The following is a 23,178-nucleotide window of genomic DNA, read 5'->3' on the forward strand; positions in this document are numbered from 1 at the left end:
AGTGGTCATGGGATTTCCTGAACAGCAGCAGCCGGTTCCCGGCGTGCAGGCGCGGATGGATCCGGTGCCGGACTGCGGGGAAGACAGCTACCAGGGGTCGGGGAAGCTGACCGGCAAGGCGGCCGTGATCACCGGCGCCGACAGCGGTATCGGGCGCGCGGTCGCGATCGCCTTCGCGCGCGAAGGCGCCGATGTGGTGCTCTCCTATTTGAGCGAGGACGAAGACGCCAAAGAAGTGGCCGAACTGGTCGAGCAGGCCGGGCGCAAGGCGGTGCTGGTGCCCGGCGATCTGGCCGAGCCGGGGCAGTGCCGGACCGTCATCGATCGGGCCGTGCGGGAGTTCGGGAAGATCGACGTGCTGGTGAGCAACGCGGCCTACCAGATGACGCACGAGACGTTGGAGGAGATCAGTGACGAGGAGTTCGATCACACCTTCCAGGTGAACGTCAGTGCGTACTTCCGCTTGGTCAAGGCCGCGCTGCCGCATATGCAGCCGGGCGCGTCGATCATCGGCAGTTCGTCGGTCAACTCCGATATGCCCTCACCGACCCTCGCGCCCTATGCGGCGACGAAGGCGGCGATCGCGAACTTCTCCGCGAGCCTGGCCCAGCTGCTCGGCGAGCGTGGAATCCGGGTGAACAGCGTTGCGCCGGGGCCGATCTGGACTCCGCTGATCCCGTCCACGATGCCGCCGAAGAAGGTGGCGAATTTCGGCGACGACGTGCCGCTCGGGCGCGCGGGCCAACCCGCCGAACTCGCCCCGGCCTACGTGCTGCTGGCCTCCGACGACGGCAGCTACATCTCCGGCGCGCGGATCGCCGTGACCGGTGGCAGGCCGATCCTTTGACCGCGATGGATTGAGTCGCGCGACTCCGGGTAAGCGCCGAAGGTCAGCCGCAGTCGCAGCTCGAAAGGTGAATAACTGTGTCAGAACATGGAAGTGGCCCCCGCGAGGGCGTCGAAGGTGTCGTCGAAGACGTGAAAGGCAAGGCCAAGGAGGCCGCCGGTGTCGTCACCGGTGACGAGAACCTCAAAGGTGAGGGCAAAGCACAGCAGGACAAGGCCGAATCCGAGCGCGAGGCAGCGCAGAAGGAAGCGGCGGCCGAGAAGGCTCGCGCGGAGGCAGATGTGAACGAGGCGCGCCAAGCCGGACATCAGCACAACTAGTCGTCGCACCGCCGGTGCCGCGTTGCCGGTCAGCGAATCTCGCTGACCGGCAACGCTGTTCGTGTGTCAGGACCAGCTGGTCAGGCGGAAGGTGTCGACGAGGTGGCGCAAGCCGGGCTGTGCGGCTCGACGCTGCCGGGCAGCGCCGGTGCCGTGGCGTTCCACGTTGCGCAACAGTCGCTTTGCCAGGGCGGTGTCGTCGGCGGCGGTGAGCGCGTCGGCGATCCAGGTGACGAGTGAACGCAGCATCAAGATCGCGGGCACCCGGATCTCTTCGATCGGATCGACGGCAGGGCCGGCCAAACCATAGCGCGCGGCGGCCCAAATCGCCGCGGCGCCGACCTGATCGTCGATGCGCGGGCCTTCCACGCCCTCGTCCAGCTGGTTCAGGGCCGTCTGCACCAGACCCCGGGTGAGCACCGCCTGCAGGATCGCGTCGTCCACGGTGGCGGCGGTGTCGGCGGCGCGCACCTCCACGGTGGGGTACACCTTCGACGGCCGCGCCAGCCAGAACGACATGTGATCGTCGACGAGCGCGCCGCACTCGATGAGGGTGGCGATCCGCGCGTCGTAATCGTCGGCCGAACGCGCGTACGGCGGCAGTCCGGCGCCGGGAAAGCGGGCCTGTTCGGCGATCCGCCAGGAGCTGTAACCGGAGTCACGGCCGCGGTGGAACGGTGAATTCACCCCCACCGCAAGCAATGTCGGCAACCACGGCCGCAGATGATTCACGACGGCCACGGCACGATCCGGATCGGCGACGCCGATGTGCACGTGCGCCCCGCACGCGGTGTAGTCGCGGAGCGTGCCGCGGTACCGGTCGTGGATCCGGGCATAGCGGCCCGAGTCCGGTAGGGGAGTGTCGTCGGCGATCGGTTGCGGCGCGGTGCCGACGGGCAGCACCGTCACGGCGCACGCGTCCCCTGCGGCGGCGAGCGTGGCTCTGGCGCTGCGTAATTCGCTCGCCAGCGCGGTCATGCTGGTATGGATGCCGCTGATCGTCTCGATCTGCGTCAGTTGCAGTTCCGGCTTGAACCGGGCGCTGTCGGCCGTCTCGAGTTTGTCCGTCAGCCAGCCGCAGACCGCGTCGAATTCGGGTACCGGACGGCCTTCCGCGTCGACCAGAAGAAATTCCTCTTCGAAACCTACCGTGAGTGCCTGCATTCGATCGAACTCCTCGCCGATCCGGACAGGTGCACGCCGTCCGGCGAGACCACCTCCGGTGACCGCTGTTGGCCGTGCTTTACCCGGACCGGCGCAAAAGATGCGCGAATCGGCGAAACCTGTTGTGCGACACCTTACGGAGTGCTGCGAGTGTGCCGCCACCCGGCGTCGTTCCCCACTCGCCGACTGGGGTTTCTCCGCGCCGACGCACCGGCTTAATCTCCGCACAGAAGAACGACATGGCTCGCGGTGGCCGTGGTCGCCGCCCAAGACTAGGAAAGTCCATGAGCAGTTTTCGCAATATTCTTGCGTCTATCACCGTGGCGGCGGTCGGTGGATTCTCGACGCTATTCTTCTGTCCGGTGACGGCGAACGCCGCCGATGATTCCCCCTACTACTGGGATGTGCCGGTGCCGTCGCGGGCGCAGGTGGAGATCATCGAGAACGCCGGGATCGAAATGGTTCCCGCCGGACCGGGCAAGGTGACCATCGCGGTCGACGAGGCCGGTGCCCAGGCGCTGCGCGCGAAGGGGTTGACCCTGACCAAGAAGGCGCCGGTCTACAAATCGGACCCTTCGGAGCGGCGGACTCCTGACGCCACCTACTACGGTGGCTATCACACCGCGGCCGATCTGCTTCGGCACGCGACCGATACCGCCGCCAAATATCCCGGCATCGCGCAGGTGCACAACATCGGCAAATCGTGGCTGGCCGACCGGGGCCGCGGCGGGCACACGATGAACGTGATCTGCCTGACCGGCACGGCCGCGGGGACCGACGCGGAGAAAGCCGCCGCGAAAACCACGATGAAACCCGTCGGCTGCGATCTGGCGCCCACCACGCGCAAGCCGCGATTTCTGCTGACCGCCCAGATCCATGCCCGCGAACTGGCCACCGGTGAATTGGCGTGGAAATGGATCGATTATCTCGCCACCGGCTACGGCACCGATCCCGCGGTGACCTCGATCTTGGACAACACCGAGGTCTGGGTGGTCCCGGTGACCAACCCGGACGGCGTCGACGTCACCGCCAGCGGCGGCAATCGGCCGAAGATGCAACGCAAGAATGTGAACAACAGCGCGACCCCGGCGTCGTGCTCTGTCGTCGACGGTTCCGGTCAAGGCCCCGGTGTGGACCTGAATCGCAATTTCACCGTCCGCTGGGGCGGGGATTCCCGCAACCCTTGCTCGCAGACCTATCAGGGTCCGCGCGCCGGCTCCGAACCGGAAACCCAAGCGATTCAGAAGCTCTATGCGAGCCTGTTCACCAACCAGCGGCCCAGCGGCGGCGGTGACGTGCCGCAAACCGCGACCGGCATCGTGATCGATCTGCACGCCTACGGCAACTACGGAATCATCCCGAGCAATGCCACCAGCCGCAACGCCACCCAGTTGCGCGCATTGACGAAGAAGATCGTGCCCAGCGGATTCGTCGTCGGCACTTCGGAGGAAACCGTCGGATACTCGACCACCGGAACGACCGACGACCAAGCCCACGGCGCATTGGGCTTGGCCGCCATCACCATCGAAATCGGCCCGAACAGTTCGGGGTCGTGCGGCGGTTTCATGCCGCGCTACTCCTGCGTGGAAAGTACCTTCTGGCCACAGATGAAGAAGGCGTTCAGCACCGCCGCTCAGCTGGCGAACGCGCCTTACCGGCAGGGCGGTCAGACGTCCTGATCGGCTCGTTGTCCCACCGGTCTGGTCGAGAGGCCAGGCCGGTGGGTCGTGCCGATCCGTGTCGGCGTGGTCTCGAATAGTGCTGGGGGACAACAGGGTCTAGGGCATGGGGGCTTGCGCGAGCTGGTGGGCGAACCACTGGGTGAGGGCGGCGTCCACCGCGCGGGCCTGGGGTGACTGGGGCGCGGGGGCGAGGCCGGGTTCGTCGGCCAGGGGGTGGGCGAGGCCGGGGATGGTGCGAAGTTCGGCGCGGGGGCCGATCGCGGCGACGAGACGGGCGGCGTCGGTGCGGAAGGCGGGGTGGTCGAGTTCGCCGCTGACGACGAGCAGGGGCGCGCGATCGGCCAGGCGTGTGGCCTGGGCGACGAAATCCATGCTGGCGACGGCTTTTTCGGATTCGGCGTCGTAGGGGTACGCGCCGGGGAACAGGTCGACCACGGAGCGCAGGTCGATGGCGCCGTTCACGATTGCGGCGGCGAAGACCGGGATGTCTGTCGTGGTGAGCACGTGCAACGCGACGGCTCCGCCGAGCGAACCGCCGAGCACGCCGATCGGGCCGTCGTCGACCGGCAACTGCTCGCGCAGATCCGCGAGGGCGGCCGGGAACTCCGCGGTCGCCTGCTGCGCGAACGGGTAGAGGAACGACATCAGAGGGTCTTCGTTGAACAGGGCGACGATGGCGTCGGTGCTGCCGTCGACCATGCGCGCCCCGCACATCGGCATGCCGAGATGCACGCGCCAGGCGGGCAGGCCCGCCATCGGCAGTGCGGCCGCGAACGCGGCGTCGGTGCGGGGCGCGTCCAGCATGTGCCAGGTGACGATCATCGGCGCGACGGCGGCGTCCCCGGACGGCGGCAGAGCGGTGAACGGCACGCCCGCGGCCGTGCCGGTGATCGGTGAGGTCATGCGCCCACGTTAGATCGCTCGCGGTGGCGCGGGAATCCCTTGCGCTATAAGCGAAATCAGCGTGTCGCTGCCGCGCCGACCGGCTTGTGCGGGTCGAGCGGCGGCGCTGATTCGGCTTGCGCGCCGACCGGCCGCACGACCCGGGCTCACAGCGGTGAGGCGCCGGGTTCCAGCAGGCGTTTGGGGTGCATGCCGTCGACCTGGCCGATGAAGGGCGGGTGGATGCTGTATCCGAGCATGCGGCGGATGTCCTCGGAGACCGCGCGGACGGTGTCCCGGGTGGTCGAGAGGGTGAACGCCTCCTGTGGTCGCAGCCACGGTTCGCAATATTGGGCGGTCAGGGCGAGGCGCGGCTGCGCCGAACGGTTCGCGCCGCCGCCGTGCCAGAGGGTGCCGAGGAAGAACACGCACGAGCCGGCGCGCATCACCACGGGTTCACGCTCGGATTCTTCGGGCATGCGGTGGCCCCACCGGTGGCTGCCCGCAATGATGTCGGTGGCGCCGTTGTCGGGGGTGAAATCGTCGATCGCCCAGATCGTCGCGGCGCCGAGTGCGGCGCGCGGGCGCGGCAGCGGATAGAAGCTGTCGTCGGTGTGCAGCATCTGGGCCTGCTCACCCGGCAGAATGTTGATCACCTGGAGCATCGACAGCAGATAGTTCGGCAAGAACAAGCGATCCAGGAGCGCGAGTACTCGCGGATGGTCGGCGATGCGGTCGCAGGTGCGCGTCTTGTTGAGCACGCTGTAGATCCGCTGGGTGGTGTGGCCCTCGAACTTGTTGCGGCCGTGCTGGTTCAGCAGCGGCACGACCGCCGCACGGATCTCGTCGAGTTCCTGCGGGCCCAGCAGGTCGGGCAGGATGACGTAGCCGTCGCGGTCGAGGGCGGCCAGGTCGGCCGCGCAGATTTCCGCATCGATGCTCGCGCCGCTGCTCGGGGTGCGGCGGTACGTCCCGGCCAGGTCGCCGCCCAGGTCGGGCAGGGACGACACCTCGGCGCTCATGGCCGGGACTCGCGGACAGTCGGCGCGACGCACAGGGTCGGTTCGCTAGGTTCCCGCATCGGAACTCCTCGAAGATCAGAACATAACTGAGTTCGGTTATGATTCCGACTGTGGCACGTGCACCGATCGGTCGTCAACAACTTCTCGACGCGGCCCGCGACGAACTGGTCCGCGGCAACGGCGTACTCGAGCTGGCCGCGCTCACCCGCCGCGCCGGGCTGAGCACCGGGGCGATGTATCACCATTTCGGCTCGAAAAGTGGTCTGCTGGCAGCGATTTACGAGACGTTCTACGAGGGCCTGCGGCACGCCATCGGCGACGCGCATCTCCCTGCTGCCGACTGGTCGACCCGCGAGCACGAACGCACCCGCCGTTTCGTCGCCTACCACTTCGCCGATCCGCTGGCCGCCGTCCTGCTCGACCGCGCCGCCCTGGACCCGCAGCTCACCGAGCTGGAAGCGGTCTACATTCAGACCATGAGCGCCAACGCCGCCGACAACATCCGCGCCGGCCAGGCGCGCGGCGAGATCCCCGCCGAGATCGACCCGGAGAGCGCGGGCGCCTTCGTCATCGGGGGTCTACGCCACGGCATCGGCCAGCAACTCCGGCTGACCCCGCCGCCCGACCCGGAGACAGCCGCCGATCGCCTATGGCGCTCGACAGCCGCCGTCCTCGGACTCCATTGAATCGCAAGGGCAAATCACCGCTGCGTGCACCGCTAGGCGGCAATGTGAGTCGCGAGGCGTGTCGATCACGACGGGAGGAGAGAAGCCGTGGGTTCGTCTGACGACACCTCTTCGCGGGAGCTTTCGGCGGAAGAGGCCGATCGGCTGTGGGCGGCCTGGACGCCGGGTGAGGTCGCGGTGCGGCTGTCGGGTGTCGCGGCTCCGTGGTATGTGGCGGCCGGGTGGGCGCTCGATCTGTTCACCGGCGGTACGGCGCGGTCGCACAGCGATCTCGAAATCGGGGTTCCGGCAGCGAGATTCGGCGAGATTATGGCCGCGCTGCCCGGGTTCGACTGGGAGGTCGTCGGTGACGGCCGAGTCCGGCCGTATCCCGCGGAAGCGGAGCAGCACTTTCAGACCTGGCTGCGCGAACCCGGGCCGGGTCGCTATCGGCTGGACGTTTTTCGGGAAGCGCAGGTCGGGGATCGCTGGGTGTGCCGCCGTGACCCGGCCATCACGGTGCCGTACGCGGAGTTGATTCTGCGCACCGACGACGGGATTCCCTACTCGATTCCCGAAGTCGCATTGCTGTTCAAAGCGAAAGCTCTGCGCGCAAAGGACGAGGCCGATTTCGATCGCGTGCTGCCCGCGCTGGACAAGGCGCGGCGCGCGCGATTGTTCGAATGGCTGTCCCGGGTGCATCCAGGGCACGCCTGGCTGGCGCGGCTCTGAACGCCGGCCACGGGTTCGTGCCGGGCCCGCCGACCGCGACGCTCGTACGATGACGGCATGTCTGGTGCGCCGTTTCGGATCGGCGGAGCCGCGGTAGAGGTTGCGGTCCCGGCCCGGTTGCGGGTCGCGGGAATCGGCATGGCCGGGTTTCGCGGGCGCGCGGCGAATCCGGTGGAACTGCCGGTGGTGCCGTATCCGGCGGTGACGATATTCCTCGATTTCGGGGACGTCCGGTTGATCGATGGCGCCGGGGAGTGCGTGCGCGGTGGCAGCGTGGTCGGCCTGGCCCCGGGCAACGTGCGCGGGGGCGGGCGCGAGGTCGACCTGTTGCAGATCCGTTTGTCTCCGATTGTCGCGCAGGCGATCTCGGGTGCCGCGGCGGAATCGGCCGGGGCCGTGGTCGCTTTCGACGAGTTGTGGGGACGCGATACCGCACGGTTCGGTGCGCGACTGCGCGCCGCCCGCTCGTGGGACGAACGGTTCGCGATCGCCGAGCTCGCGATCGCCCGGCGGCAGCAGGAAGGGGCTGCGGTGGACCCGGAGGTCGCGTACGCCTGGCGGCGAATCGTGCGGAGTCGCGGGCGGATTCGAGTCGAGCCGCTGGCCGGGGAGCTCGGTTGGAGTCGCAAACGATTGTGGTCCCGATTTCGGTCACAGGTCGGGTTGACGCCGAAGCGGGCGGCGCAGCTGGTTCGGTTCGACCATGCGGCGCACCGCCTCGCGGGCGGCGTGGCCGCGGCGCGGGTGTCGGCCGAATGCGGTTACGTCGACCAGTCGCATCTGTATCGGGACGCCAAAGCCTTCGCGGGGCTCACACCCACTGCCCTTGCGGCCGCGCCGTGGTTGGCGGTCGACCCCGTGGCGTGGGCCGCGCCGGCGTACGCCTGAGCGCGAGGCGGCGGGAGAACCGCCGTTTGAGGGTTTCGGGTCTGTCTTCCCGGCAAGTCCTCTGGAAGTGCCAACCGGCAGTTCAACGATACGGTGAAGTTTCATGGGTGCAGGCGAGGAGAACTCGACGATCGAACTGACCATGGCCGAACTGCGCGAGATCACGGCGTACGCGCTGGCCTGCGCGGCGCCGGTGGTGGTGATCTTCGAGCGTGTGTGTCCGGGCGATCCCCGGGTGCGTGCCGTGCTCGAGCAGGCTCGCGAGTTCGCCGCGGGAGGCAAACGGACGAAGGCGATTCGCGTGACCGCCATGGCAGCGCACCGGGCGGCGTGGGAAGCCGAAACGCGCGATGATCCGCTCGCTGCCGCCGCGGCGCACGCCGCGGGAGCCACGGGCTCGTCGGCCTACCTGCACCCGCTGGCCAAAGCCACCCAGGTGTGGCACATCCTCGGCGCGGCCGCCTACACCGCCCTGTCGCTCGAACTCGATGCGGACGGTGCTCGTGCGGTCGCCACCGCTCACCTCGACGAGGCGCGAAAACTGGCCGGCCCCACCGTGATCGGTGTCCTGTCCCGATACCCGGCAGCGCCGGGAGGTCGCGGCAGAGCGGGGGAACTGGTACGCCGGCTCGACGATTCGCTGCGACGCGGTGCGACCTCGTAACGGGGTCTGCTGGCCGGATTTGCAATCTTTGTGTCGTTGACGCCATCCCGAACCGGTTGCACGATGGGTGCATGCCTGCTTCCACCCGCCTCGTGCAACTGGCGGTCTTCGACCGGTTTCAGCTGCTCGACCTGGCCGGACCGGCCGACGTCTTCAACGCGGCCGCCGTTCTGAGCGGCGCGCCGCTCTATGAGGTCGAGGTGGTCGCCGCGCGGGCGGGCCGGGTGCTCGCGTCGAACGGGATCGAGGTGACGGCTCGGGCGATCGGCGACCTGTCCCGGCCGGTGGACACGTTGCTCGTGACCGGTGGCATCGCGTTCGGTCCCGCCCGCAAGGATCCGGAGTTGATCGAGGGGATCCGGCAGGTCGCGCGGCGGGCCCGGCGGATCGGTTCGGTGTGTTCGGGCACGTTCCTGCTGGCCGAAGCCGGGCTGCTGCACGAGCGGACGGTGACCACGCACTGGGCGGGCAGTAGCCGCCTCACCGAGCGGTACCCCGACATCGATGTCGAACCCGACCGGATCTACGTGCAGGACGGCCCGATCTGGACCTCGGCAGGGGTGACCGCGGGTATCGATCTCGCGATCGCGTTGCTCACCGCCGACCACGGACCGGACCTCGCCCGCGAGGTGTCGCGCTGGCTGGTGGTCTATCTGCACCGACCGGGCGGGCAGAGTCAGTTCAGCGCGCCCGTCGCGGCCGGGCCGCCGCGGCTGGAACCGCTTCGCGCCCTGCAGGTCTGGATCGAGGAGAACCTCACCGCTGATCTGTCGCTGGAGGCGCTGGCCCAGCAGGCAGGCATGAGCACCCGCAACTTCTCCCGCGTGTTCGCCGCCGACCTGGGCACCACCCCGGCGCGCTACGTGGAGAGCGTGCGCGTCGCCGCGGCGCGCAGGCTGCTGGAAACCACCGATTACCCGCTGGATCGCGTCGCCCTCGCGGTCGGACTACGCCGCCCGGAAACCCTGTACCGCACCTTCCAGCGACTCCTCGGGGTAGCACCCGGCGAGTACCGGGATCGCTTCGCGCGCCCCCGTTCCGCGGCCCTCGTGAGCGCGGATTTCGAACTCTCGGACGCCTAGTGCCGCCTCCCGGCACCAGCACCATCGAAGACAAGGGATTATCACCATGGCCGACCACCCCCCGCAATCAACTTCTGCCGCAGTCGAAGACGGCACCGCCGCCGCGCCTGCGGTCGATACCGCGACGCCTGCCCCGGCACCCGCCGAGGTGGCAGTACCCGCCCGCGACGGCAGCGGGCTGCAGATCGCCATCGTCCTCTATCCCGGCATGACCGCGCTGGACGCGATCGGACCGTACGAGGCGCTGCGCCTGGTGCCCGGCAGCGAGATCCGTTTGGTGAGCAACGAAGTCGGCCCGATCATCACCGACAGTGGCGTGCTGGCCCTGGGCGCCACCCACACCTTCGCCGAAACCCCTGCTCCCGATGTGGTTCTCGTGCCGGGCTCCGGGACCGATACGCCGACCGCCATGGCGAACAAGGAGCTGACCGGCTGGTTGGCCGCGGTGCATCCGCACACCAAGTGGACGACCTCGGTGTGTTCGGGCGCGCTGATCCTGGCCGCGGCCGGGATCCTGCCCGGCCACCCCGCGACGACGCACTGGTTCGCGCAGAAACCGATGGCACTGCTGGGCGTGGAGTCCCGTCCCACGGAACGGATCGTGCGTTCGGGCAAGATCCTCACCGCCGCAGGGGTTTCCGCCGGAATCGACGCCGCACTGTGGTTGATCGGCGAGATCTACGGTACCGAGCGCGCCGAGATCATCCAGCTCCTGATCGAATACGACCCGCACCCGCCCTACGACGCCGGCCACCCGTCGAAGGCTTCGGCGAAGGTCATGCGCAAGGCCGTCGCCGAGATGACGCTGGAAAGCACCAATGTCCGCTCCACGGTTGCTGTCGGCACCGTCGCATGGCAACTGGCGCTCACCAAGATTCGCGGTAGGAAGCGGCACTGACCGGACGGTTCAGCGCCGGATCGTCTTGGCGCGCATGAGGAATTGGGCGAGATAGCCATCGTGCGGCAGGCCCGGGTCCAGCCGGTTGGTCGGATGGTAGCCGAGGTGGACATTGCCGATGGTGGGTTCGCGCACCAGGTCGGTGATCAGCTGCTCGTCGTCGGTACAGGCGGTGAGCACCAGCGTGTTCCGCAACGGTGCGAGGCCCGCCGCGCGGTCCCACGGCGCGAACCACACGCAGGGGAAAGGGAGTTCCGCGCCGAGCTGCTCGGCGTACGGACTGTCCACCTGATGGACCGCCGGGCGGAGCACGGCGCTGCCGTCGCCCAAGTCCTCGACGACGCCGTCACCGCCCAGCCAGGCCCGGGTTCCGGCGGCACGTTTGCGCAGATGGTCTTCCCAGCGGCGCGCCGCGTCGACCGGATACACCGGCAGGATCGCGCGTTCGTCCCCGGGCGGCAGGCCGGGCAGTGCCGCGAGCCGCGCGGCGACGGCGGCCGCGACCGGGGCGGGATCGCCTTCGACGAGCACCGCGGTGGCGTTGACACAGCCGACACCGCCACCGCCGCTGACGGATTCGACGATCGTGTCGACCGCGGCGGACCAGTCACGATCGGCGGTGAGCAGAACCTTGGACCGGCCGGGCCCCTGCGGCAGGACGCGGGGATCGCCGCCGTACGCGGCCACGACGTCCGCGCCGCCGTAGACCATGCCGAGGTCGGCCAGACCGAGGATCTCCCCGGCCACCTCGTGCGCGGTCGGCAACAGCACCACCTGATCCGCGCCGAAACCGGCCGCGCGCAGGGCGCTGATCAGCCGGTGTGGCGTGAACGGTTCCCGCCGCGAGGGACGGACGGCGACCCGGTACCCCAGGGCGAGCGGCTCCAGCCAACCCAGATGCACCGCAGGGTGATTGCCCGCCGCGTGGACGGCGAAGACCTCGCCGCGCCGGGTCCAGACCGCCGCACCGGCGCGGGTCGACGGATCGCGCCAGTCGCCCACCGCGCCGAACGGGCGCGCGTGCCGGCCGATGCGGTAGGCGTCGGCGGCGGCACGGGCGATCTCGTCGGTGGCCTTGCGCACCACCGTGATCGGCAAGCCGGCGACCGCGCTGACCGTGCGCTGGTACTCCGCCGCGCGCACCCCGGCGACCGTCGCGGTGGCGAAGGCCCGGCCCGCGCGGGCGATGGCCGCGATCCGCTCGTCGACCGGCAGTTCCGGCGCCCGGCGCAGCGCCTGCATGGCCCGGGTGACATACAGCGCGGGCGCGAGACTCAGTGTCGCGACCGGGGTTCCGGTGCGGTCGCGCAGCGTCTCCTGCTTGCGCGACCGATAGTCGCCCTCGGGACCGAGCGCATCCAGGTGCAGCATCAGTACACCCCTTCGATCACCGGCGCGCCGCCGAAGGTGGCGACCGGGGCCACGTCCGCGACGGAATCGCCGAGGCCGCCCGGGGGCGGTGGAACTCGGACGGCATGGTCGCGTTCGGTGTTGTTGACGAGCAACGCGGTCCGGCTCAGGTGGTGCATCACGACCTGACCGCGGGCGCCGTAGGGGACCAGTTCGCCGGTCGCCGGATCGACGACGCGGAACGTCGTGTACGGCGCGAAAGTATCGAAGACGCAGGGTTCTTCGTCACCGCGTCCGGGGCGTTCCACGGCGGCGCCGAGAATCATCGTGCTGCCGTACATGCCGATCAGCAGCGTCCGCGGAAAGACCTCGCGGCGCAAGAGATCTCGGGTATCCGCGTCCAAATGCGCGCCGCCCCAGACGATGGCGCGGACCTTGCGATTGATCAGATCGACCAGGTCGTCGTGGCGGGCCAGCCGTTCCAGCAGCGGCGGGGTCGAGACGAGCACCCCGACGTCCTGGCTGCGCAGCAGGTGGCCGATCTGTTCGAGCAGGTGGTCGGTGTACGCGTCGGCCTCCGCGCCGCGCCCCTCGGCGATGAGTCGTTTCACCCAGCGTGGATCGAGATCGATCCCGAAGTTCACGACGTGCCGTGCGGTGCACAAACCGGCGATCGTCGCGCCGACCCCGTGCGGTCCGCTCGGAATGGCACTGAGCCAGTCCGCGTCTCGGGGCACGCCGAGGGCGTCGAAACGCGCGCCGATCCACTCGACCGCGCGGCGTTCCCAGTCGGCGGTGAACACCACCCGTTTCGGTTGCCCGGTGGTACCTCCGCTTTCGTAGACGTGCACCGGATGGCGGTCACCGTAGCCGCGGGGGATCAGGTCGCGCACCGCGATATCGCGCAACTCGTCCACGACATTGGGAAAGCGGACCAGATCGTCGAAGCCCCGGATATCGGTCAGCGGATCGAAGTCCAGCGTCGCGGCCCGGGCCAGCCAGAACGGCGAGCCGGTCGCCGCGCTGAAATGCCAGCGCATCATCCTGCGAACGAACTCGTCCGGATTCTGCTCGGTCATGAGAACACCTCTCGTACAACAGCATTCGTACTCACGCGGCGCACAGGCGCGGCCGCCTCCGCTGTCGACGTTAGGTTCGGGCGATACATAGCGTCCAAGACCGAATGCGGCATGAATTCATGCCTCTCGGGTTATGAGAGGATGGTGGCCGTGGATCTGTTGTCGCTGCGGTATTTCCAGGTGGTCGCGCGGCACGAGCACATCAGCCGGGCGGCCGCGGAACTGCGTGTGGCGCAGCCCTCGCTCAGCCGCACCATCGCCCGGCTCGAAGCCGAACTCGGGGTGCCACTGTTCGATCGGCGGGGCAGGCAGATCCGGCTGAACCGGTTCGGCGCGGCTTTCCTCGCGCGAATCAGCCGTGCGCTCGCCGAAATCGACGATGCCCGTGCGGAATTGGCCGATGCGGCCGGACTGGCGCAGGGCACGGTCGCGGTCGCCTCCGAAACGCTGCTCTCGCTCACCGAATTCCTGGCGGAGTTCCGCGCGCGGCATCCCGGGGTCGAAATCCAGCTCTACCAGTCCACGGCCGAACGGATGAGCAGACAACTCGCCGCGCGCGAGGTCGACCTCTGCCTCGCCTCACAGCCGCTGCACGGTCCCGCGTTGCGCGCCGTCGAACTCTTCCGCGAGCCGGTCCTGCTCGCCGTGCCGCCGGGCCACGCGCTCGCGGACCGGCACACCGTCTCGGTGGCCGAACTGGCCGACGAGCCGATCGTCACGACCCGGCCGGGCTATTGGCAGCGTGCGCTGACCGACCGCCTGTTCGCCGCGGCCGGCCTGACGCCGAACATCACCGTGCAGGGCGACGAACTGGCCGCGGTGCAGTACCTGGTGAGCGCGGGTATCGGCGTCGGGTTGATCCCGGATATGTCGCGCCGCGCCGACGCGCATCCGGCGGTTCGCTGGGTCCGGCTGGACAGCCCGGAGTGTCACCGCACGCTGCGGGTGGTCTGGCGCGAGGACGCCTTCCTGTCGGCGGCGGGCCGCCATTTCCGTGACTCGCTTATCGCCACCGCCGATCATGAATCACGCGATTATCACGACGGCCCTTTGCCGCGATAAGTCCGCTTGTCCCGGTGTGCGCGTTGTAATCGAGCACCATTGCGGCGGAACAACTTTGTGATATCCGTCAGCTATTGACGCGGCGTTGACATCTGGGTTTGGATGCTGAATTCTTGCCGGGTGACGGGTAAGGACGAATTGATGACGCTGCCGAAACTGGCCGACCATGACATCACGCAGCTACGCGAGGTCGCGGACCGAATCGCGACCTTGATCCAGCGGAACTCCGACAGCAGCGGCGGTCTGCCTCGTTTCGTCGAGGCGCTGCGACAGAGCGGACCGATCGCGGAGCTGCTGATCGAGTACTCGGTGCGCTGGTTCAACGACAGCAACGGCGAGTCCGTCCTGCTCAGCCCGGAGCTGTACTGGGTGCTCACCGAGACCGTGCCGCCGGAGGAGCGGGGCACCGCCGGCGAGGGTCTGGGGCAGGCCGGTATGAACTGCCATCCCGTCACCCGCACCCGGCAGATGCTGCTGATCTGTGTGCTGGAAAAGCTGTCGACCAGGCCGTGGCGCCCGGAGACGCCCGAGGAAGCCGCGGCCATGGTCAAGCGGCGCTACAGCGACACGGCTCGTCCCGTGCTGCCGACCAGGGCGACCCAGCAGCCGGTCGGTGTAGAAGGCGTGATCACGACCGCGCAGTTCCCGTAGCCGCCGCTCGGCGGGGGTAGTCGTCGCGGCCCGAGGTCGTGGCGGTCATGACCGTCGCCTCAGTACCGGACGCCGAGCGTCGCCAGCAGCACGTGCATATCCGAATTGACCCAGTACTCGGCGATTTTCGCGTTCTCGATGCGCAGGATGTCGATCCCCGTGAACCGGATCGCGGTGCCCGCCGGCGCGCTCGCGCCGGGAAAGCCGCCGCCGTAGGTGCCCACGGCGACCCAGCGGACGACGAAGTGGTCGCGGTCGGTGATCGGCCCGACCGCCACGCTGAACACGAGTTCGGTGAAGGCGGCGCGCACCCGGTCGATCCAGTCGACGAGCGCGTCGGGCCCGCGGACCGCGTCGCCCTCGCTGCCGTCCATCAGCGCGGCGTGCAGCCGGAAGTCGGCGGCGATCAGATCGTCGGCGAAGGTATAGACACCGTTCCACAGGGTGAGCCAGCCGTCGAGCAGCTGCCGGGGTCCTGCCACGGTGTCCAGGGTGCGCTGTTCCATGATCGTTCTCGCTTTCGATGTCGTTGTGTCCGGACGGTTTTCGGGTTTCCCCGGGCTGTCCGTGCGGCCTGGACCAAGTCTGCGGCCGGAGCTACCGCGTTCGCGTCGGCGATACCTACCTATCCGCGACGTGACAGCGGGTTCCGGGCAGGCGAAGATCGGCGGGTGAACTATGTGGTCGGCCGATCGGCGGAGACGGCGCGGTTGCTCGCGCTGCTGCAACAGGCGCGGGAATCCCGGGGCGGCGCGGTGGTGCTGCTCGGGGAGCCCGGTATCGGAAAGAGTCTGCTGCTCGATCAACTTGCCCGGGCGTCGTCCGGCTTCCTGGTCATGCGGGCCACCGGCGCGGAGTTCGAGACCGAACTGCCGTATTCCGCGCTGCACCAGTTGTGCGCCCCCGTCCTGGAACATCTCGACGCGCTGCCCGCGCAGCATCGCAGCGCGTTGCGGATCGCATTCGGTGTGGACACCGGCACCCCGGACCCGTTCCTGGCCGGCGCCGCGGCGCTGGGGCTGCTGCTCGAACACGACCGCCCGCTGCTGTGCCTCATCGATGACGCGCAGTGGCTCGACCACGCGTCGGCTCGCACCTTGGCGTTCATCGCGCGCCGGATCGGCGCGGAGCGGGTGGCCCTGGTCTTCGCCGCGCGGGCGGAGGTGGCCGAGTTCGCGCAGCTGCCGCAGCTCGAGGTGCAGCAGTTGAGCGAAACCGAGGCGCGCTCGTTGCTGGCACGCGAGTTCCACGCGTCGTTGGACGAGCGCGTACGCGACCGCATCCTGGCCGAGGCCCGCGGTAACCCGCTGGCCCTGCTGGAACTGCCGCGCACCGCGGGCTCGGCGGGCATGGCGGGCGGTTTCGACTTACCCGCGCCGCGGGCGGCGGAGCGCAGCTTCCGCGCCCGGCTCGCGGAACTCACTCCGCAGGTGCGCCTGTTGCTCACCGTCGCGGCGGCGGAACCGATCGGTGATCCCGGCCTGTTATGGCCTGCGGCAGCACTTCTGGGAGTAGCCGACGCGGCCGCCGAGGAGGTGCCGCTGGTCGAGTTCGGCCCCCGGATCCGATTCATTCATCCGCTGGCGCGGTCCGCGGTCTACCAGGCCGCGTCGCCGGTCGAGCGGCGACGGGCGCACGGCGCGCTCGCCGAGGTGAGCGATCCGGTCACCGATCCCGACCGGGTCGCCTGGCACCGGGCACTGGCCAGCGCCGGTCCGGACGAGTCGGTGGCCCTGGCGTTGACCAGGTCGGCGGCCCGCGCGCAGGCGCGCGGCGGCGTGGCCGCGGCGGCGGCGTTCCTGGAACGCGCGGCCACGCTGACCCTCGATCCAGGCTTGCGGGCCGAGCGTGTGCTCGCCGCGGTCGAGGCGAAGCTCTCGGTCGGGGACTTCGCCGCCGCGGCCGAGCTGCTGTCGACCCTGGCACCGGACGATCCGCGGGTGGATCTGCTGCGCGGCCGGATCTCGTTCGCGCGCTTCCGGGGTGGCGACCTGCCGACCGGCCATCTGCTGCGGGCCGCCGCGCGGCTGGCCGAGCGCGAGCCGGCTCGGGCTCGAGCGTGTTATGTGGACGCGTTCGAAATGAGCATGCTGATCGGCGGGGTAGACGCGGTGGTCGAGGCCGCGCGGTGTGCACCGAGCGCGCCGGAACCGCGCGGTAGCGCCGACAGCATCTTGGACGGCATGGTCGCGTTGACCGTCGAGGGGCACCAGGCCGCCGCGAAACTGCTGCGCCCGCTGGTGGCGGACCGCGCCGACGACGCGTGGCTGCGGTGGCCGACGCTCGGCTATCTGCTCGCGCTGGAGCTGTGGGACCTCGACGCGATGCGGGAAATCGCGCAGCGGGTGATCGCGTCCGGGCGCGAACTCGGTTCGTTTCACCTGCTGCCGATCGGACTGGCCATGCTGGCGCCGGTGGTTGCGCTGGCCGGTGATTTCGGCGCCGTGACGGCGCTCATCGCCGAGCAGGAGGCGATCGCGGAGGCCACCGGCGCGGCGCCGCTGGTGTACCCGCGCATCCATCTCGTCGCGTTGCGCGGTCGGCGGGCCGAGGCCGTGGCGCTGTTCGCCGGCGTCGGGCCGGAGATGACGCTCAGCGTGCAGTACGCCACCGCCGTCCTCAACAACGGTCTGGCCGACTATCCCGCCGCGTTGCGTGCCGCCGAACAAGCCGTCGCGTCCGGTGATCTGGGCCTGTCCGGCCTGGCGTTGCCGGAATTGGTGGAGGCGGCGACGCGCTGCCGCCGACCGGATCTCGCGCAGCCCGCGCTGGCCGCGCTGGCCGAGCGCGCGCGTGCGGGTGACCATCCGTGGGGGCACGGAATGGCTGCCTACGCACGGGCTTTGGTGGAGGACGACGAGTCGGCCTACTTGGCGGCCATCGCGTTGCTGGACGCCGGCGGTCCGGCGATCGCGGGGGCGAGGGCGCATCTGATCTACGGCGAATGGCTGCGCCGGGAAGGGCGTCGCCGCGATGCCAGAACCGAACTGCGCCAGGCGCACGAAGCGCTGACGGCGCTCGGCACGGAAGCGTTCGCGGCGCGGGCGGCGGGTGAACTACGGGCCACGGGCGAGAGTGCGCGCACTCGATCCGCGCAGGTATCCGACACGCTCACGGTGCAGGAGACGCACATCGCGCGCCTGGTCGCGGGCGGTGCGACCTCGAAAGAGGTGGCGGCCCAGCTCTTCTTGAGTCCACGCACCGTTGATGCCCACCTGCGCAACATCTTTCGCAAGCTCGGCATCTCCTCGCGGCGGCAACTGCGGGATGTGCCCGACCTCTGACCGCGGCCTCCCCGGAATCGTGGTGAGCGCAATCATGGCCGGTGATTGTGCGCCTCGCTAACGTTCGGTGGTTGAACGCTGTCGTGGAGGAGTGTGCGGTGACCGCTGAGTCGACCCTCGATGTCTTTGCCCCGGTGCATCCGCTGGACGATCCGGTGCGCACTTCGTTGCTCGGCGCGCACCGCCGGTTCGCGGGCTGGGCCGGGCGGATCGCCCGGTACGACCCGGAGGTCGCCAGGTTCTTCGGTCATCCGCCGGAACTGGACGAACAGGACTGGGCCGATCTGGCCACCCTGCTCGGACCGGGTGGCGGCACCGCGCTGCGTGGCGAGGGGCACGTGCCGCCCGCGGGCTGGACCGTGCTGGACACCGTGGAAACGGTCCAGATGGACGGCACCGCACTGCGCGTGGCGCACGACCCGGAGTTCGAGGTGCTGACCGCGGCCGCGGTCCCGGAGATGCTCGACCTGATCGCGCGGACCGAGCCGGGACCGTTCGCGCCGCGGACCATCGAGATGGGCACCTACCTGGGCTTGCGGGTCGACGGCAGGCTGGTCGCCATGGCGGGCGAGCGCATGCACCCGCCGGGCTGGACCGAGATCAGCGCCGTCTGCACCGACGCCGAGTTCCGTGGCCGCGGCATCGCCTCGCGCTTGATCCGCGCGGTCGGCGCGGGAATTCGCGCCCGCGGCGAGACCCCGTTCCTGCACGCGGTCGCGCACAACACCACGGCGATCAGCCTCTACGAAACGCTCGGGTTCACGTTGCGCAAGCGCTCGCGCCTGACGCTCGTGCAGGCTCCCGCCGCCGTGGGCGATACGCCGGTTTTCGGCTAGGCGAATCGCGCGCGCGACCGGGTTTTCGTAATAGCGCGGCGGTATCGCCGATAGTCCTCCTATGAAACGAGTACTCGCATGTGTAGGTATCGCCGCCACCGCCCTGCTGGGCGCGGCTCCGCTGGCGTCCGCCGATCCCGACGCGGACGCCCGGCTTGCCAACCGGCACGACTGGTCCGGTGAGTTCGCTTCACAGAACAACCTGATCCTGTCCTCGCGCATCCTGATCAGCCCGTACGGCACCACGCGTCCGCTGATGTGCAGCGGCGGCGACGGGCACTATTCGCTGTTCCCGTACGACTGCACCCAGAACGACGACAACGGCGTGCCGCATCCGGTGGACCGGGTGCTGGGGCTCGGCGGCGGGGGTATCTGGATCTACCGCTGAGGCGCAGGTTCGGCCTGCTTGCCGCGTCCGGCTGGTAACAACAGCCGGTGCAGCAGGTAGGCCGACACCGCGATCAGCAGGGCCGCGTCGAGATAGTGGCAGGCCATCGCGCCCGGATAGCTCGGCCCGCCCCACGCGTTCGCGGTGAAGTTCGGGTCGAGACCGGCCAGAATCTGCACGCCGATCCGGTACGGGCTGTACACCAGGACGGCCAGCGGTATGACGGCGAGCAGTAGTCGGAGCAAGGCGGTCGGGTGGGTCGGGATCGACCGCACCGTGTGCGTCAAGCGTTGGGCCGCACCATGACTGACGGGCGCGAGCAACGCGGCGGGCGAGAGGGCGTGCCGGCGTACCAGGTACGTGACGGTCGCGGCGGCAAGCACGAACAACACGAGATGCGGCCCCCACGCCGCCGTCCCCGCGACGTGAGCCTGCGGCTGCGGTGACCGATCCAGATAGATCACGCCGCCGGAAATCAGACCCGCCGCGAACGAGATCGCGGCGAGGCCGAGCAGTGGGCGCGAGAGCCGTGGCTCCGCCCGGGTGTCGTCACTGTTCATGCCCCCAACTCTGACCCGCTGACCAGGGCGATGTCGTCATCCCGGGGCCGCGAGACGGCCACCGCCGCGAGGCCGACGCCGCTACGCGCATGCGACCTCCGGATGAGTCCGGCGCGCGACCCCGGAGCGATGTGCCTGCGCGAACCGCCGGATACTGTCGGCGCTATGGCGATCACGACCACACCGCCGACCTCGATCGCCGGACCCGCACCGTGGCTTCATCGGCGCATCGCGGTCCCGCGCCGGGTCGGCCCCGGACCGGACTGGATCGATGCCGCGATCGCGGCCGGCTGCTTCCTGCTCTTCACCCTGCCCGTGCTGGTCGGCGCGACCAGCGGGATCGGTTCGACGCCCGCGATCGCGGCACTCGGCGTCGCCGCGGTGCTCCCGCTCCTGGTGCGGCGGCGGTGGCCGGTCGCGGTCGTCGTCGCGGTGGCGGGTGTGCTGTGCTCGGCGGCCCTGCTCGGCGTCCGCTTCACGCCGTGGGTGAGCAACACCGGTCCGGCCTTCGGCGTCGCCGTGCTCGCCCTCGCCGACCGCCGCCCGCGCCGCGAGTCGCTGCTCGTCACCGGCGGCGCGCTCGTCGCGCTCTATATAGTCGGCTGGCTCGGCGCGGACCTGCATCCCGACCAGGAACAGAATTTCGTGCAACTGCTGATCGCGGTGCCCGCCTGGCTGCTCGGCGATATGCTGCGCACCCGCCGTGCGTATCGGAACAGCTTGGCGGAGCAGCAGATTCGGCAGGCGCGCGAAGAAGAACGCCGGATTCGGGCCGAGGAGCGGTTGCGCGTCTCGCGCGAGGTACACGATCTGATCTCGCACACACTGAGCATGGTCGCCGTGCGTTCCGGAGTGGCCCGGTTGGTGCTGGACGAACGGCCGGGGGAGGCGCGCGCGGCGCTCGGCGCGATCGAGACGGCCAGTCGCTCGGCGTTGCACGAGTTACGGCGCGTGCTGGCGCAGATTCGTGAGTGCGGCCCGGACCCCGAACCGGAAGATCCGGGGCTCGCCGAGATCGCGGACCTGGTCGAGGGCTTACGGCACGAGGGGCTGGCCGTGGCGTACGAGGTGGTCGGCGCCCCGGTCGAGGTCCCGCCGCTGTTGCAGACCACCGCCTATCGGATCGTGCAGGAGGCGCTGACCAATGTCGTCAAGCACGCGCACACCGACCGGGCGAGGGTCGAAATCCGGCATGCGCCGACCGAATTGCAGGTATCGGTCACCGATGCCGGTCCGGCGGCAGGCCGCGCGGCCGAGCCCGACGGCAGCGGTTCCGGACTCGGATTGCTCGGGATGCGCGAACGGGTTTCGCTGTTCGGCGGCCGGCTCGACGCCGGTCCGCGGGTCGAGGGCGGCTTCGCCGTCCGCGCATCCTTTCCGCTGTCGCGGGACCACGATGAGCGCTGATCGCGAACATCCGATCCGGGTGCTGATCGCCGACGACGAAGCCCTGGTCCGCGCCGGGTTCCGGGTATTGGTCGAATCCGCAACGGATCTGCGCGTGCTCGGTGAGGCGGGCAACGGCGGGGAGGCGGTCCGGCTGGCCCGGCAGCTGCGGCCCGACGTGGTGCTGATGGACATCCGGATGCCGATCATGGACGGCTTGGAAGCGATGCGGCATCTGGCCGCCGACGCGGACGGACCGCGCGTCCTGATCGTCACCACCTTCGATCAGGACGAGCACGTCTTCCAGGCACTGCGCAGCGGCGCAAGCGGTTTCATCCTCAAGGACTCCCCGCCGGAGCAACTGCTGCACGCGATCCGCGTGGTGGCCGCGGGTGACGCCCTGCTCACACCGAGCATCACCCGCCGGATGATCAGCGCGTTCGCCCGCAGGCCCGCCGCACTGCCCGCGCTGCCGGACGGGCCCGCCGCGCTCACCGGGCGCGAGCGCGAAGTGCTCGAACATGTCGCGGCGGGCCGCTCCAACGCCGAGATCGCGGTGACGCTGCACCTGAGCGTGGCCACCGTGAAAACCCATGTGGGCAGGCTGCTCACCAAGCTGTCGGTGCGTGATCGCGCCCAACTCGTCGTGCTCGCGTATGAAACCGGCATCGTGATCCCGGGCAATCGCTGACCGCCGCGCGGCGCCCGGTGCGGCGAAATGACCGGAATTCATCCGCTGAATTCTGAAAGCCGTTCGGAGTAAGCCGGATTCGAGAACTGGGGATCGCGACTCCTGTTAAGCTCGCCGTGGGCATCGAGTGTGGGAGTTTTCCGGCATCGGTGGCGGTGGCTACTGTGAGTTTCGCTGAGGGAATTGACGCGATGATCGTTGTCCGGAGTACGGCGGAATTGCACGAGGTTTTGGCCGAACCGCGGGCGCGGGGCAAGAGTATCGGCTATGTGCCCACCATGGGCGCTCTGCACGAGGGACATCTGGCCCTGGTCCACGAGGCACGGAAACGCGACGAGGTGGTGCTCGCCTCGATCTTCGTGAATCCCTTGCAATTCGCGCCGAACGAGGACTTCGACGCCTACCCCCGCGACGAAGAAAGGGATCTGGCGCTCTGCGAGAAAGCGGCGGCCGACATCGCGTGGTTGCCCACGGCGGCCGAGCTTTTCCCGCCCGGCTTCGGATTGCACGTTGCGATTCCGCACCTTTCCGCGGTGTTGTGCGGCGCGGGTCGGCCGACTCACTTCGCCGGGGTCACCACCGAGATGTCGAAGATCCTGATCATGCTCGCGCCGACCGCGGTCTATCTGGGGGAGAAGGACTTCCAGCAACTGGTGGTAATGCGCGCGCTCGTGCGCGACCTGGGCCTGCCGGTCGAGGTGCGAGCGGTACCGACCGTGCGGGAGCCGGACGGTCTGGCCTTGTCCTCGCGCAATGCCTACCTCGGCGACACCGAAAGACCGACCGCCGCCGCGCTGTTCCGCATCCTGTCGGAGACGGCGACACGCCTGCGGACCGAGAACGGCCCGGTGGACGAGGCGCTCGCCGCGGGACGGCACGCCCTGACCGCAGCCGGTATCCGGCGGATCGACTACTTCGAACTGGTCGACCCCGAAACGCTGGACCCGGTGCGCGCCGGCGTGCCGGACGCGAGGCTGGTGGCCGCCGGGTGGGTAGGCCGCACCCGGCTGATCGACAACATAGCGGTGTAGCACCGAGAGTCGGT

24 protein-coding genes are annotated in these 23,178 nt (G+C 69.4%); 17 read left to right on the top strand and 7 right to left on the bottom strand.

What is annotated here, in order from left to right:
• Positions 1 to 7: 7 nt before the first annotated feature.
• Both TY25_RS35220 and mbp1 read left to right on the top strand, forming a co-directional pair.
• A complete protein-coding gene (locus TY25_RS35220; RefSeq protein ID WP_042263715.1) occupies positions 8 to 847 on the top strand; it encodes a glucose 1-dehydrogenase in 840 nt (279 codons plus the stop codon).
• A gap of 77 nt (positions 848 to 924) precedes the next feature.
• Positions 925 to 1,167 (top strand): microaggregate-binding protein 1, encoded by a 243-nt coding sequence (gene mbp1, locus TY25_RS42195; protein ID WP_029901942.1) that lies wholly within the window; start codon positions 925 to 927, stop codon positions 1,165 to 1,167.
• 66 nt (positions 1,168 to 1,233) lie between these two features.
• Here mbp1 and TY25_RS35230 read toward each other — a convergent pair whose 3' ends face one another.
• Positions 1,234 to 2,331 carry a carboxylate-amine ligase gene (locus TY25_RS35230; protein WP_042263719.1) on the bottom strand — a complete coding sequence of 366 codons (1,098 nt, stop codon included), beginning with the start codon at positions 2,329 to 2,331 and terminating at the stop codon, positions 1,234 to 1,236.
• A gap of 362 nt (positions 2,332 to 2,693) precedes the next feature.
• Between TY25_RS35230 and TY25_RS35235 the strand changes: the two genes are divergently transcribed.
• The gene (locus tag TY25_RS35235; protein ID WP_218568574.1) at positions 2,694 to 4,010 is read left to right on the top strand and encodes a M14 family zinc carboxypeptidase; all 1,317 of its coding nucleotides are present in this window, start codon (positions 2,694 to 2,696) and stop codon (positions 4,008 to 4,010) included.
• Positions 4,011 to 4,109: 99 nt separating this feature from the next.
• Here the strand turns inward: TY25_RS35235 and TY25_RS35240 are convergent, their stop codons facing one another.
• Together TY25_RS35240 and TY25_RS35245 are read right to left on the bottom strand one after the other, a co-directional pair.
• Complete coding sequence (locus tag TY25_RS35240) at positions 4,110 to 4,916, bottom strand: alpha/beta hydrolase family protein (protein WP_042263722.1); 807 nt, start codon at positions 4,914 to 4,916, stop codon at positions 4,110 to 4,112.
• 146 nt (positions 4,917 to 5,062) lie between these two features.
• Entirely contained in the window at positions 5,063 to 5,917 is an 855-nt protein-coding gene (locus TY25_RS35245; protein ID WP_042263725.1) for a phytanoyl-CoA dioxygenase family protein, read from the bottom strand.
• Positions 5,918 to 6,027: 110 nt separating this feature from the next.
• On the opposite strand from TY25_RS35245, the gene TY25_RS35250 reads away from it, so the two are divergent.
• From TY25_RS35250 to TY25_RS35275, 6 genes are all read left to right on the top strand, one after another.
• Positions 6,028 to 6,603 (top strand): TetR/AcrR family transcriptional regulator, encoded by a 576-nt coding sequence (locus TY25_RS35250; RefSeq protein WP_042263799.1) that lies wholly within the window; start codon positions 6,028 to 6,030, stop codon positions 6,601 to 6,603.
• 87 nt (positions 6,604 to 6,690) lie between these two features.
• A complete protein-coding gene (locus TY25_RS35255; protein ID WP_042263727.1) occupies positions 6,691 to 7,314 on the top strand; it encodes a nucleotidyltransferase domain-containing protein in 624 nt (207 codons plus the stop codon).
• Between the two features lie 57 nt (positions 7,315 to 7,371).
• The gene (locus TY25_RS35260; RefSeq protein WP_042263729.1) at positions 7,372 to 8,202 is read left to right on the top strand and encodes a helix-turn-helix domain-containing protein; all 831 of its coding nucleotides are present in this window, start codon (positions 7,372 to 7,374) and stop codon (positions 8,200 to 8,202) included.
• 103 nt (positions 8,203 to 8,305) lie between these two features.
• Complete coding sequence (locus tag TY25_RS35265) at positions 8,306 to 8,866, top strand: putative immunity protein (protein WP_042263731.1); 561 nt, start codon at positions 8,306 to 8,308, stop codon at positions 8,864 to 8,866.
• 71 nt (positions 8,867 to 8,937) lie between these two features.
• Entirely contained in the window at positions 8,938 to 9,948 is a 1,011-nt protein-coding gene (locus TY25_RS35270) for a GlxA family transcriptional regulator (RefSeq protein ID WP_042263733.1), read from the top strand.
• Positions 9,949 to 10,126: 178 nt separating this feature from the next.
• Positions 10,127 to 10,846 carry a DJ-1/PfpI family protein gene (locus TY25_RS35275; RefSeq protein ID WP_052383409.1) on the top strand — a complete coding sequence of 240 codons (720 nt, stop codon included), beginning with the start codon at positions 10,127 to 10,129 and terminating at the stop codon, positions 10,844 to 10,846.
• Between the two features lie 9 nt (positions 10,847 to 10,855).
• Here TY25_RS35275 and TY25_RS35280 read toward each other — a convergent pair whose 3' ends face one another.
• Positions 10,856 to 12,217: an aldehyde dehydrogenase family protein gene (locus TY25_RS35280; protein WP_042263735.1), complete on the bottom strand. Its 1,362-nt coding sequence runs from the start codon at positions 12,215 to 12,217 to the stop codon at positions 10,856 to 10,858.
• Positions 12,217 to 13,275: an AMP-binding protein gene (locus tag TY25_RS35285; protein WP_042263736.1), complete on the bottom strand. Its 1,059-nt coding sequence runs from the start codon at positions 13,273 to 13,275 to the stop codon at positions 12,217 to 12,219. Before TY25_RS35285 ends, TY25_RS35280 begins: the two co-directional genes overlap by 1 nt.
• Positions 13,276 to 13,425: 150 nt before the next feature.
• Here TY25_RS35285 and TY25_RS35290 point away from each other — a divergent pair, with 150 nt between their 5' ends.
• Positions 13,426 to 14,337 (top strand): LysR family transcriptional regulator, encoded by a 912-nt coding sequence (locus TY25_RS35290; protein ID WP_042263804.1) that lies wholly within the window; start codon positions 13,426 to 13,428, stop codon positions 14,335 to 14,337.
• Between the two features lie 141 nt (positions 14,338 to 14,478).
• Complete coding sequence (locus tag TY25_RS35295; protein WP_063048044.1) at positions 14,479 to 14,988, top strand: hypothetical protein; 510 nt, start codon at positions 14,479 to 14,481, stop codon at positions 14,986 to 14,988.
• Between the two features lie 59 nt (positions 14,989 to 15,047).
• Here the strand turns inward: TY25_RS35295 and TY25_RS35300 are convergent, their stop codons facing one another.
• Positions 15,048 to 15,494, bottom strand: a complete 447-nt coding sequence (locus TY25_RS35300) for an ester cyclase (protein WP_042263739.1) — start codon at positions 15,492 to 15,494, stop codon at positions 15,048 to 15,050.
• A gap of 165 nt (positions 15,495 to 15,659) precedes the next feature.
• Here TY25_RS35300 and TY25_RS35305 point away from each other — a divergent pair, with 165 nt between their 5' ends.
• The 3 genes from TY25_RS35305 (at position 15,660) to TY25_RS35315 (ending at position 19,496) form a co-directional block, all read left to right on the top strand.
• Positions 15,660 to 18,272 carry an AAA family ATPase gene (locus TY25_RS35305; RefSeq protein ID WP_042263740.1) on the top strand — a complete coding sequence of 871 codons (2,613 nt, stop codon included), beginning with the start codon at positions 15,660 to 15,662 and terminating at the stop codon, positions 18,270 to 18,272.
• A 98-nt stretch (positions 18,273 to 18,370) separates the two neighbouring features.
• Positions 18,371 to 19,108: a GNAT family N-acetyltransferase gene (locus TY25_RS35310; protein WP_042263806.1), complete on the top strand. Its 738-nt coding sequence runs from the start codon at positions 18,371 to 18,373 to the stop codon at positions 19,106 to 19,108.
• 61 nt (positions 19,109 to 19,169) lie between these two features.
• A complete protein-coding gene (locus TY25_RS35315) occupies positions 19,170 to 19,496 on the top strand; it encodes a hypothetical protein (RefSeq protein WP_042263741.1) in 327 nt (108 codons plus the stop codon).
• Here TY25_RS35315 and TY25_RS35320 read toward each other — a convergent pair.
• A complete protein-coding gene (locus tag TY25_RS35320) occupies positions 19,487 to 20,056 on the bottom strand; it encodes a hypothetical protein (RefSeq protein ID WP_201773743.1) in 570 nt (189 codons plus the stop codon). The genes TY25_RS35315 and TY25_RS35320 overlap by 10 nt on opposite strands.
• 165 nt (positions 20,057 to 20,221) lie before the next feature.
• Here TY25_RS35320 and TY25_RS35325 point away from each other — a divergent pair, with 165 nt between their 5' ends.
• The 3 genes from TY25_RS35325 (at position 20,222) to panC (ending at position 23,164) form a co-directional block, all read left to right on the top strand.
• On the top strand, positions 20,222 to 21,463 hold the full coding sequence (locus tag TY25_RS35325) for a sensor histidine kinase (RefSeq protein WP_052383406.1): 1,242 nt from the start codon (positions 20,222 to 20,224) through the stop codon (positions 21,461 to 21,463).
• Positions 21,453 to 22,133, top strand: a complete 681-nt coding sequence (locus tag TY25_RS35330) for a response regulator (protein WP_042263742.1) — start codon at positions 21,453 to 21,455, stop codon at positions 22,131 to 22,133. The genes TY25_RS35325 and TY25_RS35330 overlap by 11 nt, the downstream gene beginning before the upstream one ends.
• Before the next feature lie 191 nt (positions 22,134 to 22,324).
• Positions 22,325 to 23,164, top strand: a complete 840-nt coding sequence (panC, locus tag TY25_RS35335; RefSeq protein WP_042263743.1) for a pantoate--beta-alanine ligase — start codon at positions 22,325 to 22,327, stop codon at positions 23,162 to 23,164.
• The last annotated feature ends 14 nt before the right edge of the window (positions 23,165 to 23,178 follow it).

Source organism: Nocardia brasiliensis NBRC 14402 (assembly GCF_000308475.2).
In the GTDB taxonomy this organism is placed as follows: domain Bacteria; phylum Actinomycetota; class Actinomycetes; order Mycobacteriales; family Mycobacteriaceae; genus Nocardia; species Nocardia brasiliensis.

Bases quoted from the DNA above. Each gene is read 5' to 3' on its own strand.
- TY25_RS35325 (WP_052383406.1), top strand. From the start codon at position 20,222: ATGGCGATCACGACCACACCGCCGACCTCGATCGCCGGACCCGCACCG.
- TY25_RS35315 (WP_042263741.1), top strand. From the start codon at position 19,170: ATGAAACGAGTACTCGCATGTGTAGGTATCGCCGCCACCGCCCTGCTG.
- TY25_RS35320 (WP_201773743.1), bottom strand. From the start codon at position 20,056: ATGAACAGTGACGACACCCGGGCGGAGCCACGGCTCTCGCGCCCACTG.
- TY25_RS35330 (WP_042263742.1), top strand. From the start codon at position 21,453: ATGAGCGCTGATCGCGAACATCCGATCCGGGTGCTGATCGCCGACGAC.
- TY25_RS35265 (WP_042263731.1), top strand. From the start codon at position 8,306: ATGGGTGCAGGCGAGGAGAACTCGACGATCGAACTGACCATGGCCGAA.
- TY25_RS35230 (WP_042263719.1), bottom strand. From the start codon at position 2,331: ATGCAGGCACTCACGGTAGGTTTCGAAGAGGAATTTCTTCTGGTCGAC.
- TY25_RS35285 (WP_042263736.1), bottom strand. From the start codon at position 13,275: ATGACCGAGCAGAATCCGGACGAGTTCGTTCGCAGGATGATGCGCTGG.
- TY25_RS35295 (WP_063048044.1), top strand. From the start codon at position 14,479: ATGACGCTGCCGAAACTGGCCGACCATGACATCACGCAGCTACGCGAG.
- TY25_RS35220 (WP_042263715.1), top strand. From the start codon at position 8: ATGGGATTTCCTGAACAGCAGCAGCCGGTTCCCGGCGTGCAGGCGCGG.
- panC (WP_042263743.1), top strand. From the start codon at position 22,325: ATGATCGTTGTCCGGAGTACGGCGGAATTGCACGAGGTTTTGGCCGAA.
- TY25_RS35280 (WP_042263735.1), bottom strand. From the start codon at position 12,217: ATGCTGCACCTGGATGCGCTCGGTCCCGAGGGCGACTATCGGTCGCGC.
- TY25_RS35240 (WP_042263722.1), bottom strand. From the start codon at position 4,916: ATGACCTCACCGATCACCGGCACGGCCGCGGGCGTGCCGTTCACCGCT.
- TY25_RS35245 (WP_042263725.1), bottom strand. From the start codon at position 5,917: ATGAGCGCCGAGGTGTCGTCCCTGCCCGACCTGGGCGGCGACCTGGCC.
- TY25_RS35300 (WP_042263739.1), bottom strand. From the start codon at position 15,494: ATGGAACAGCGCACCCTGGACACCGTGGCAGGACCCCGGCAGCTGCTC.
- TY25_RS35270 (WP_042263733.1), top strand. From the start codon at position 8,938: ATGCCTGCTTCCACCCGCCTCGTGCAACTGGCGGTCTTCGACCGGTTT.
- TY25_RS35260 (WP_042263729.1), top strand. From the start codon at position 7,372: ATGTCTGGTGCGCCGTTTCGGATCGGCGGAGCCGCGGTAGAGGTTGCG.